The organism is Bacillota bacterium (genome assembly GCA_009711825.1).
Taxonomy (GTDB): Bacteria; Bacillota; Proteinivoracia; order UBA4975; family VEMY01; genus VEMY01.
The window spans coordinates 1-11,256 of the sequence record VEMY01000066.1; the positions used below are offsets into that span (position 1 = coordinate 1).

The following is an 11,256-nucleotide window of genomic DNA, read 5'->3' on the forward strand; positions in this document are numbered from 1 at the left end:
TCATATGGTGAAGGTAGTTGTCCAGGGAGAATTGCTCTAATTCTCCCTTCCCTTCTGGTCAGCTTGTCCGGCAAATTGCGGACAATTAATAACGTCTACTGAAGGGCATTATGGGTTAGCAGTTACACCATGGTTCTTCACGCAAGCTATGTGCATAGTTAATCCTCCTTGAAACTATGAAACGTATACTACAATGTAGCGTGCCATACTTTAGCAAAAAGTACAAGTAAAAAAGTGCCCAAACTACAAGGTTTTTAGCACTTTTTTGGTATATTTTTTCCTTATTGAACTGTAAACTCGGGTTATAACATGTAGAAATGGCTACGGACAAGCGTCTTGGAGGTGTATCTGTATGCAGCAGTTAATTGTCAACGCCAAAGATATGGGATTGAGTGCTGGCGTAAACAAAGGAATTATTCAGGGGTATCGCAATGGGATAATCTCCAGTGTCAGCATGCTGGTAAATTTGCCCTCCTGGGAGCATGCATTGCGCCACATTGCGCCTTTCCCTGGTCTTGGTGTCGGCCTTCAGTTTAACATCAGCCTGGGCAAGCCGGTTTCACCGCCGCAGGCAGTCAAATCTTTAGTGGACCCGGAAGGGAGCTTCCACGGCGAGTGGGATGAGTTGGCTCTTGCGCCGGCGGAAGAGATTCGTGCTGAGCTCTGTGCCCAATTGGATTTGTTTAAAAAGGGCAGGCTGAAACCGACCCATATTGACGGTTTCGAAGATATCCTGGCCCAGGAAAATGTCTTGTCGGCGGTGTTGCCCGTGGCATCCCGGCTGCGAATACCGGTTTGCTCTTATCTGCAAGCCTGGGATCGATTTAAGTACTTTCGGGTGCCTACCGTTACGGCCTGTGTGGACAGTTTTGGCGGGCGCGGCGCCAACCGGCCCAACCTGGAACGATTGTTGGGGGGTTGCCGGCATGAACTCACCGAATTTCGTTGCCGGCCCGGTCTTGTCGACTCGCGTCTCAACGATTTTACTGATTACGCATGGGAGCGGGAGCGCGAGCTGGCTGTCCTCTGTTCGATTAACAAAGAGCAGGTTATCGCCAAGTTTCGCCTGCATCTCGTAGATTTTAGCGCTGTGAGTTGACAAACGGGGAGCGTTTTTCGGTATAAGATGGTATAATTAAGCCGGAGTGATTCGATGACTGATTGTAAGATTTGCGGCAACTCTGTTGATGAACTGCAATGTCGGCAACTTTACTGGCATTGCCCCGTTTGCGATCTGATTACCCTAGACAATAATGAGCTGCTCACCCCGGAAGCGGAAAAAGAGCGTTACCAGCTGCATAATAATGTCGCAGAAAATGAAGGCTATGTTTTGATGTTCGAGCGATTTCTAGAATTCGCCGCTCCCTGGCTGCCGGATGGCGGCCAGGCCCTGGATTTCGGTTGCGGGCCGGGTCCGGTGTTGGCCCGGATGCTGGAGCAGCAGGGGTGGGAGGTAACAATATACGATCCATTTTTTGCCCCGTCCCGGGACTTTTGCCAACATTCCTTTGAGCTGGTAACTGCTACCGAGGTTTTTGAGCATTTCGTATATCCCCTCGCTGAACTAAGGACACTGAACGCTGTGCTGGCTCCGGGAGGTGTGCTGGCAGTAATGACCCATTTTCACTCCGGGCCGGACGCGTTTTGCGATTGGTGGTATCGTCGTGACCCCACCCATATTGTTTTTTATTCGATTAAAACTTTTCTCTGGCTGGCCAATGAGTTGGGGCTTGAACTGAAGGCCAGTGACAACAAAAAGTCAGTTGTTTTGCAAAAACCTGCTCAATCGTAAAGAATGAATGGCAGGTGGAACCATAAAGATAAGTATTTGCTATTGCGGCAGGAAGAGGACGTTCGGATAGCGAAAATGTATGTGGGGTGAGGCAATGTTAATTTTGGGAATTGACCCCGGTCTGGCGGTTACGGGTTACGGGGTTGTGGAGAAACAGGGTAGCTTGCTGAAACCCCATGGTTATGGATGTATTCGTACAGAAGCCGGCACCCCGCTGGAGCAGCGGCTGGCGCAGATTTATTCCGAGGCAAATCAGATTATCGGCAAATGGAAGCCGGAAGTTATCGCCGTTGAACAATTATTTTTCAACCGTAACATAACCAGCGCCTTTGCAGTGGGACAAGCCCGTGGTGTTTGCCTGTTGGCCGCGGCCCATCACCAGTGTCAGTTTATTGAATATACACCGCTACAGGTCAAGCAGGCAGTTGTTGGCAACGGACGGGCCGCCAAGCAACAGGTGGGTGCCATGGTCAGGGTTTTGTTAAACTTGAGTGCAATTCCCCGGCCGGATGATGTAACTGACGCTTTGGCTGTGGCAATCTGTCATTGCAATAACAATCCAGCAATTGCATTTCCAAAGAGGTGAAATTATGTTAGCTTTTGTTCAAGGTCAGCCGGTGGACAGCGGCTCGGACCATGTGGTCATTGCCGTCGGTGGTTTGGGATATAAAGTGTTCGTGCCGGCCTCGGGCATCGAGCGGATTCTGACCCAGTCGACAGTCACTTTACATACGCACATGGTTGTCAAGGAGGACAGGATCTTTTTGTTTGGTACTGAAACCGCTGCAGAACTGGCGGTTTTTCGTCATTTAATTTCTGTTTCCGGTGTTGGTCCCAAAATGGCTCTGGCTGTTCTCTCTACCTGGCCAGTGAAGAGATTGGGGGCTATTTTCGCCGAAGAGGACCTGCACGCATTGACTACAATCCCGGGAGTTGGTCGCAAAACTGCCCAAAGGATGCTCCTGGAGCTAAAAGATAAGATCCAAGTGGAGCCAGGTCAGGATGTCCCCAAGAGCAGTGGAATGGCTGCCGATGCCGAAGCCGCACTGCTTGCTTTAGGTTATAAGACAGCCCAGGTCAGACCGTTGGTGCAGGAGCTAGCCCGCACCGAGACTGCGGTAGAGGATATTATTCGTATCGCCCTCTCGCGACTGGTTAAGGGGGGTAACTGATGAGCGACGAAAGACTGGTATCTCCAGGCAACCAGGGCCAGGATGGCAATGAATCAGGTCTGAGGCCGACCCGCCTAGAAGACTATATTGGGCAACAGGTGGTCAAAGATAATCTCGCAGTGTTTATTGCCGCTGCCCGCAAACGGGGGGAACCTTTGGACCATGTTCTACTATGCGGTCCCCCTGGGCTTGGAAAGACAACGTTGGCAGCGATAATTGCCCGGGAAATGGGAAGCAATCTCCACATAACTTCCGGACCGGCAATCGAGCGCCCCGGCGATTTGGCCGGTATTTTGACTAATTTGCAACCGGGGGATGTATTATTCGTCGATGAAATTCACCGATTGAGCCGGTCGGTGGAAGAGGTGTTGTATCCCAGCATGGAGGACTTTTGTCTGGATATCGTTTTGGACAAAGGGCCTGCTGCCCGCTCAATTCGTTTGCAAATCAATCCATTTACGTTGATAGGTGCAACTACCCGGGTGGGCGCTGTTACCGCCCCGCTCCGGGACAGGTTTGGTGTTCACAACCGCTTGGAGTTCTACACTCCGGAAGAGTTGCAGAAGATAGTGCTCCGAGCTGCAGATATTTTAGAGATACCTACAGATAATGAAGGAGCTCTGGAAATTGCCCGCCGCTCCCGGGGGACCCCCCGGATTGCCAACCGGCTGCTCAAGCGAATCCGAGATTTCGCCCAGGTTGAGGGCGGGGGTAAAATCGATCTTGCCGTGGCCAGGCGTTCACTGGAGCGCTTGGAAGTGGACGAGATTGGATTGGACAGTTCAGATCGCCGGATGCTGTTGACAGTAATTGAGAAGTTTGATGGCGGCCCAGTTGGTGTGGAAACACTGGCAGCAGCCATCAGCGAAGAGGTAACAACGATAGAAGACGTCTACGAACCATATATGCTGCAGCTGGGCTTTCTTCAACGTACCCCCCGCGGGCGGATAATTACGGCGGCTGCCTATGCCCATCTGGGTGTAAAAGCGATTACGCAGCCCAAGCTTTGGGATGATGAGTCTCTGTCGGATAAAGAGTAATTTATTGCCTACAGCAAAACCCCCATTTTTTGAGTTAACTCAACGAATAATTTTAAGGAGGGGTGGAAGTGACCGAAAAACAAGTGCATACCTCCACCCTTCAGGCAATACGTGACGGTGATGAGCAGGCCAGGCAGAAATTGCTGCAGCAATACTTGCCATTAATAATCAAAACTGCGTCGGGATTGACCGGCAGGTATCTGCGTGTGGGGCAGGATGAAGAGATTAGCATTGGTCTGATGGCTGTAAATGAGGCGATTGACAAATATAATCCCGAGCGGGGTGCCAGTTTCACCAGCTTCGCATCATTGGTGATTAAGAACCGGCTCAAAGATTACCTGCGTACCCAGAGAAATCTCGAAATTCCCGCCAGCGCAGTTGCAGAAGATCTTCCCCCCCTGGACGCACGTCAGGCGTGGACGGATTTTCTTGACCGGCAGCACCAGGAAAACCGCCGGGTTGAGGTTACCCACTATGTACAAGCCCTGGCTCGTTACAATCTGGATTTAAAACAACTTGCCGCTGCTACGCCTCGTCACAAGCAGGCGCGACAACGGGCGTGTCAGGCTGCCCGGATTTTGGCTGGAGACCCTCAATTGGCTCGGATTGTCCGGACCAAAGGCGAGTTGCCCTTGAAACAACTAGAGGGACTTCTGCCTGTAAGTCGTAAAACACTAGAACGGCAACGAAAATACATATTGGCATTGTTCATTCTGATTTCCGGCAACTACCAATATCTGAACGAATATCTTCCCGGAGGGGCTGAAGAGCTATGAGCAAACAGGCAGTAGTTCTGGACCTCAACAAAAAATCTATTTCACTGCTCACTGATGATGGCGCGTTTGTCTCTGTGCCAGCTGGGCAGCTTCCTTCTGCCCGGTATATTGGGCAGCATGTTGTGGTACCGGAAGTTAGAAAAGTCAGTTCGTTGCGCCTATCGTTGGTGGCTGCCGCCTGTGTGTTGTTGATCTTCTTTGTCCACGGGTTCCAGGCGCCGATGGCTTACGCCTCGATAACTCTGGATGGCAGCTCCAGCATCGAGCTGGTTGTGGATAGAAACTTGAAGCTTCTGGGTGTGACAGGTTTAAACAGTGGCGGGCGTGAGTTTCTTGATGATTACACCGACCTGGACCCAGATGTAGATATGCTGGTGGCAGCGTTCACCGCCTGGTCACGCAGCCAGGGTGACCAGATCTTGTTGGTCAGCACCACTCCTCTGTCGGAGCGGGGCGGTGTGTCAGAGTTTGTGGCCCAGCTTGTCTCTGCCTGGGACGGCATTGACGCATTGCTGATGGAGATTACGCCGGAAGCCCGGGTCGAGGCCGGAAAACATGAACTAAGCGCGTCACGGGCGCTTGTGTTGGCGGCGATGCATGATCAGGGGCATACTGTGTCGGTAGACTCGGTGCGAGATGTGAATCCGGTGAAGGCAATTACTGATGCCGGCGCCAACGCCGATCAGGTGTGGGATAATCTTGCCGAGACCGTTGATCAAGCGGAAAAGGTTCGCCATGTGCTTGAATATACACCCAAGGAGCCGGGGGAAGGCAGTGGCGGCCGGGGTTCTGCGGGGGGCGGTTCAGGGAAGGGTGACTCAACTACCGGTACCGGTGACGAAAATGATTCCCAGCCCTCAGATTCTGAACAGGACAATGGGGGTAAAGATGATAAAAAGTCCGACGAAGGTCGGGACAAACAAGACGAGAAACCGGACAAGCCCGATGAGGGTGATGAATCAGGTGAGGATACCAATAAGCCGAATCCCAATGACAATGCTTCCAACGATGACAGCAAGGACGATGAGGATTGGCAACCCGGTGGCGGCACCCCCCCGTGGGCAGGTGGTTCCGATTCGGGGAATAAAGATAAAAAAGATAAGGCTGACGAAAGCAGCAATGACGATGAGAATTGGCAACCTGGCGATGGCCAGCCCCCATGGACCGACGGCACTGGAAACAGCAACAACGGTGTTGGCGTTGGTAAAGGCAAGGGTGCGGTTTCATCGGCATCTGAGGAATTTATCCCGCCCGGACAGCAAAAAAAGGCCGCGCAGCCCAAAAAGAACCGATGACTACAGTTCCCGTCGATTTCGGCGGGAACTTTTTTGACCGGAATAAAATGCACCGTTTTTGGAAGGAATGGCAGTGGAACTTGTCGAATTAGGACTAGTATCCAAAGTTGCCGGTATGTATGTCTGAGTCTCACTTGTTTCGGTTTGCAAATGGCATACTTGGCTTGGGGTATAATTGTATAGAAATGTTGCAATATTACTATAGTGGCGCCCATATTACTGCTAGCAGGTGTAGAAATTGAAGACTTCTGACTTTGACTATTATCTTCCGAAAAATTTAATTGCTCAACAACCCCTGAAAAGCCGGGATCGCTCCCGGCTGCTTGTCTTGGAACGGGCGGGCGGAGTTGAGCATAGCACATTTTCCCGTATTGGCCGTTACCTCCGGGCTGGCGACCTGCTTGTGATGAACAATACCAGGGTAATTCCTGCCCGTTTACACGGAATCAAGCCAACCGGAGGGCATGTGGAAATTTTACTCTTGAATCCGGTAAACGATGGAACCTGGAACTGTCTGGTTAAACCTGCCCGCAGGGTAAGTCTGGGCACATTGGTTAATTTTGACCAGGAGCTACAGGCGGAAGTTGTTGCGTCGGGGGAGGAAGGAGTGCGCCAATTGCGCTTTTCCCTTACCGGCAACGATTTTGATCGCAAGCTTGAGCAGTTGGGGCAGGTTCCCTTGCCCCCGTACATAGAAAATGAACTGGATGATTCAGAACGTTACCAGACTGTGTACGCCACTTCCCCTGGAGCTGTTGCTGCTCCCACCGCCGGCCTGCATTTTACTCCCCAGCTGCTTTCAGACTTGGAAGCTGTTGGCATCAAACGGACCGAGCTTACGTTGCATGTGGGGCTGGGCACCTTTAGGCCGGTAGCTGTGGAAAATATTCAAGAGCACAAGATGCATAGCGAGTTCTACCAACTGGGGTCTGAAGCAGCGGCTGCAATTAACCGCACCCGGTCTGAAGGCGGTCGGATTGTGGCTGTCGGCACAACCGCCGTCAGGGTGTTGGAATCTGTGGCGACTCCCGATGGCTCTGTCGAACCTGGTCAGGGTTGGACAGATATCTTCATTTATCCAGGATTTAAGTTTCGCGTAGTTGATGCTTTAATTACTAATTTCCATCTTCCCCAGTCCACATTATTGATGTTGGTATCTGCTTTGGCCGGGCGCGAACGGATTTTGGAGGCGTACCAAGAGGCAGTGGCGGCAGAATACAGGTTTTTCAGTTTCGGCGATGCGATGTTGATTATTTAACGGAGGCTGACTATGGCTATTGAATTTGAACTTGTGGCCCAATGTCCCCAGACCAGGGCTCGGGCTGGCGTGTTGCGCACACCCCACGGAGAGATAAAAACGCCGATCTTTATGCCTGTAGGTACTCTGGCAACGGTAAAGGCAATGACGGTGGATGAGCTGGTAGAGATAAATGCCCAGATTATTCTTGCCAATACATATCACCTATACCTGCGACCAGGCCACGATTTGGTGGCCGAGGCCGGCGGGCTCCATAAGTTTATGAACTGGCAGCGTCCAATCCTCACCGACAGTGGGGGGTTTCAGGTTTTTAGTCTTGGTGACCTGAACAAAATTACTGATGACGGTGTAGAGTTCCGTTCTCATATCGACGGCTCCCGCCACTTCTTTTCCCCGGAAAAAGTAATGGAGATAGAGGGCGCCCTCGGCGCCGATATTATAATGGCCTTTGATCAGTGTCCGCCTTGGCCGGCGGAGCGGGAGTTTGTGGAACAGGCTGTGGAGCGCACCAGCCGTTGGGCCCGCAGATGTTTGGATGCCCGTCCCAATCCTGAGCGTCAGGCTTTATTTGGAATTATTCAGGGGGGCAGTTTTCGAGACCTCAGGGAAAAGAGTGCAGCGCAGCTTGTAGACATGAATTTTCCCGGTTATGCAATAGGCGGTCTCAGTGTTGGCGAGCCCAAAGAAATAATGTATGAAGTTTTGTCCTGGTGTGTGGATTTACTCCCGCAACAAAAACCCCGCTACCTGATGGGGGTTGGCTCGGTTGACTATTTGTTGACAGGTTCGTGGTTTGGCGTGGATATGTTTGACTGTGTGTTGCCGACCCGCATCGCCCGTAATGGAACAGCCATGACTTCCCGCGGCAATATTGTGGTCCGCAACGCTATCTATGCCCGGGATTTTGGCCCTCTCGACCCGGATTGTCAGTGCGGAGTCTGCGCAAATTACAGTCGCGCTTATCTGCGACATTTGATAAAATGTAATGAGATATTGGCTCACCGACTGCTTACATACCATAATCTCCATTTCTTGCTGCGAATAATGGAGGGCGCTCGACAGGCGATTATCGACGGGAATTTCCCGGATTACTATCGTCAACATCTTCCCTTGGAGGAAGTTGAGAAATATAGTATTACCTAGGAGGTAGAAAATGTTTGAGAATCTAGGCAATTACGGAACTTTTATTTATCTCGGCGTATTGGTGGCAGTGTTCTATTTCTTCCTGATTCGTCCCCAACAGAAGCAGCAGAAAGCCCGTGTGGAGATGTTGTCCAAGCTTAACAAAGGCGACAAGATTATAAACCATGGCGGCATCATTGGCACAATCACTGAAATTAAGGAAGACTCACTCACCGTGCGTATTGCCGACAAAACTGAAGTCAGCATGCTCAGGGAAGGCGTGGCAAGAGTTTTGAGCAAGTAGGGGCCAATGGGCCCCTTTTGTTATAAACTTCTTTCTCCTGTAATAAATTGTGGTAACAGGATTTTTACGGGGGAGGGAGTTAGGATGGCCAGACGCAGAAAGAAGCACGTGGAGCCGGTGGGGACCGCGCCGAGAGCGCATTTTCAAGGCATTGGTTACGCGTTGCTGCTAACTGCCGTAATTGTTATTTTGCTGGCAACAATTACAACGCTCACCAGTATTTCTGAGGTAGTGGCCCAGTGGACGGCTGTGGTCTTCGCCGCGATTGCTGTGCTTTGGGGAAGCTATTATACCTGTCGAAAGTTGGGCAACACCGGCTGGCTGAATGGAGGCATTGTTGGCGCAGGTTATGTGCTGATACTGTTGCTATTGTCTATTTTGCTGGACTTGGGTATTAGCATGCACGGTTTGGTGACACTGGCGGTGGGCTTTGGCCTGGGAGCGATTGGGGGAGTAATGGGAATCAACAGTCGCTAAGTGAAATCTAAAGGAGCGGGGCTGTTTCCGGCCCTGCTCTTGCGTAAGCAGGATAAACCGGGTGGAAAATAGAAAATAGAATAAGGCAGTCAGTGCCAGGGAGAGGGGAGGGGGAGAAAATTGCATAAGTGGCTTAGATTGATTTTTTCCCAGCGAATCATGCTGAGTATGCTTTTGATCATGCAAATTTTATTACTCGTTTTCATGATTTCCACGTCTAGCCAGAATTCCGATATACTCAGCGGCCTCCTGACCCTAATAAGCTTGCTGGTGGTTTTGTATATAATCAGCAAGAAGGACAAGCCCGCCTTCAAACTATCCTGGGTGTTTATGATTCTCTTCTTCCCGGTATTTGGGGGGCTGTTTTATTTGCTCTTTAATTTTCAGTCTTCTACCCGCAGGGCACGGCGGGCAATTGAAAAAGTCGAGGAGCACAGCCGGCCACTGTTTGATTCTACTGAAAATCTTGTGCCGATATTGACAGAACGGGGAGAAGACTGCATACCTCAGGTTCGCTATTTACAGGACTTCGCTGGATTTCCTGTTTATGAAAACACCCGAACCCAATATTTGACACCTGGAGAAGTGAAATTTGCGAAGCTGATTGATGAGTTAAAAACTGCACGTAATTTTATTTTTCTCGAGTATTTCATTATCAGCCGGGGCCTGATGTGGGACACAATTCTGGAAGTGCTCCGGGAAAAAGTGCAACAGGGCGTAGAAGTAAGAGTCATTTATGACGACATGGGCTGTTTTTTTCGTTTGCCCAAGGATTATCATAAAACCCTTGCGGACATGGGCATACAATGCGCGGTGTTTAACAGGTTCCGACCGATACTGTCCACACTGCACAACAACCGCGATCATCGCAAATTGGTGGTTATTGATGGAAAGACTGCTTTTACCGGCGGAGTAAATATTGGCGACGAATACATCAATGTCGTTGAGCGCTTCGGGCATTGGAAGGACGCGGCAATCATGGTTGAGGGGGAGGCCGTCCGGAGCTTTACACTGATGTTTCTGCAAATGTGGAGCCTGGGCACAAATACCAAAGAAGATTATAAAAAGTATCTTCCTGATTGGACCAACTGTTGCCCGTTTAAATCCGACGGGTATGTTCAGCCCTATGCCGACAGTCCCATGGATAAGGAGAATGTCAGCGAACATGTATATATCCAGATAATCAATAATGCCAAACGGTATGTTTATATCAATACACCGTACTTGATCATCGATGACACAATTATCTCAGCATTGGCGCTGGCGGCAAAGAGCGGCGTAGATGTTAGGATTGTAACTCCCCACCGCTGGGACAAACGATTGGTGCATATGACCACACGTTCCTACTATCGTGAACTGATAAGAGCAGGCGTAAAAATTTATGAGTACACCAATGGCTTTATTCATTCCAAGACATTTGTTTCCGACGATGTGGTGGCTACCGTGGGGACGCCCAATCTCGATTTCCGCAGTCTCTACCTGCATTTTGAATGCGGCGTCTGGTTATATAAAAACAGCTCTGTTCTCGATATTAAGCAGGATTTTCTCGAAACGTTGGCCGTTTGTCATGAAATTACCTTAGATGACTGCCGTAGTAACGCATACCAACGCTTTGTCCAGGAAGTCCTGCGGGTTTTTGCGCCTTTGATGTAGATACGAAAGACTGCGGTGGGTAATGTGGTAAAACCCGAGTTTTACAGTTCAATAAGGAAAAAATATACCAAAAAAGTGCTAAAAACCTTGTAGTTTGGGCACTTTTTTACTTGTACTTTTTGCTAAAGTATGGTACGCTACATTGTAGTATACGTTACATAGTTTCAGAGAGGGTTAACTATGCACATAGCTTGCGTGAAGAACCATGGTATTCCCTATCTCCAGGTCATGGAGAGTTACCGTTTTCAAAAGTAGAAAACGGGTTGTCAAAAATCTCGGCCCCTTGTCCCGGTTTGATGACGGAAAACCAGATTATCTTGCACGTCTGCGAAAGTCGTTCAAAGAAGGGCGCCCCCTCATCCCGGAA

The 11,256-nt window shown here is 50.2% G+C and carries 12 protein-coding genes; all 12 read left to right on the forward strand.

The features are described 5' to 3' along the window. The first annotated feature begins 352 nt into the window (after positions 1-352). Positions 353-1,099 carry a ChbG/HpnK family deacetylase gene (locus FH749_14875; GenBank protein ID MTI96733.1) on the forward strand — a complete coding sequence of 249 codons (747 nt, stop codon included), beginning with the start codon at positions 353-355 and terminating at the stop codon, positions 1,097-1,099. A gap of 54 nt (positions 1,100-1,153) precedes the next feature. Beyond that, positions 1,154-1,792 carry a class I SAM-dependent methyltransferase gene (locus FH749_14880; GenBank protein ID MTI96734.1) on the forward strand — a complete coding sequence of 213 codons (639 nt, stop codon included), beginning with the start codon at positions 1,154-1,156 and terminating at the stop codon, positions 1,790-1,792. A 94-nt stretch (positions 1,793-1,886) separates the two neighbouring features. Further along, positions 1,887-2,378, forward strand: a complete 492-nt coding sequence (gene ruvC / locus FH749_14885; GenBank protein MTI96735.1) for a crossover junction endodeoxyribonuclease RuvC — start codon at positions 1,887-1,889, stop codon at positions 2,376-2,378. A 4-nt stretch (positions 2,379-2,382) separates the two neighbouring features. After that, positions 2,383-2,964 carry a Holliday junction branch migration protein RuvA gene (ruvA, locus tag FH749_14890; GenBank protein MTI96736.1) on the forward strand — a complete coding sequence of 194 codons (582 nt, stop codon included), beginning with the start codon at positions 2,383-2,385 and terminating at the stop codon, positions 2,962-2,964. Then, positions 2,964-4,004, forward strand: a complete 1,041-nt coding sequence (gene ruvB, locus FH749_14895) for a Holliday junction branch migration DNA helicase RuvB (protein ID MTI96737.1) — start codon at positions 2,964-2,966, stop codon at positions 4,002-4,004. Before ruvA ends, ruvB begins: the two co-directional genes overlap by 1 nt. Positions 4,005-4,066: 62 nt before the next feature. Next, the gene (sigI, locus tag FH749_14900; protein MTI96738.1) at positions 4,067-4,780 is read left to right on the forward strand and encodes an RNA polymerase sigma-I factor; all 714 of its coding nucleotides are present in this window, start codon (positions 4,067-4,069) and stop codon (positions 4,778-4,780) included. After that, the gene (locus tag FH749_14905) at positions 4,777-6,075 is read left to right on the forward strand and encodes a hypothetical protein (protein MTI96739.1); all 1,299 of its coding nucleotides are present in this window, start codon (positions 4,777-4,779) and stop codon (positions 6,073-6,075) included. The genes sigI and FH749_14905 overlap by 4 nt, the downstream gene beginning before the upstream one ends. Positions 6,076-6,313: 238 nt before the next feature. Continuing rightward, on the forward strand, positions 6,314-7,333 hold the full coding sequence (gene queA / locus FH749_14910) for a tRNA preQ1(34) S-adenosylmethionine ribosyltransferase-isomerase QueA (protein MTI96740.1): 1,020 nt from the start codon (positions 6,314-6,316) through the stop codon (positions 7,331-7,333). 12 nt (positions 7,334-7,345) lie between these two features. Continuing rightward, positions 7,346-8,476, forward strand: coding sequence for a tRNA guanosine(34) transglycosylase Tgt (gene tgt, locus FH749_14915; protein MTI96741.1), 1,131 nt, complete (start codon positions 7,346-7,348; stop codon positions 8,474-8,476). A 10-nt stretch (positions 8,477-8,486) separates the two neighbouring features. Next, positions 8,487-8,759, forward strand: a complete 273-nt coding sequence (gene yajC, locus FH749_14920; GenBank protein ID MTI96742.1) for a preprotein translocase subunit YajC — start codon at positions 8,487-8,489, stop codon at positions 8,757-8,759. A gap of 6 nt (positions 8,760-8,765) precedes the next feature. Continuing rightward, complete coding sequence (locus FH749_14925; protein ID MTI96743.1) at positions 8,766-9,236, forward strand: TIGR04086 family membrane protein; 471 nt, start codon at positions 8,766-8,768, stop codon at positions 9,234-9,236. A 159-nt stretch (positions 9,237-9,395) separates the two neighbouring features. Continuing rightward, positions 9,396-10,889, forward strand: coding sequence for a cardiolipin synthase (gene cls, locus FH749_14930; GenBank protein ID MTI96744.1), 1,494 nt, complete (start codon positions 9,396-9,398; stop codon positions 10,887-10,889). Positions 10,890-11,256: the final 367 nt, after the last annotated feature.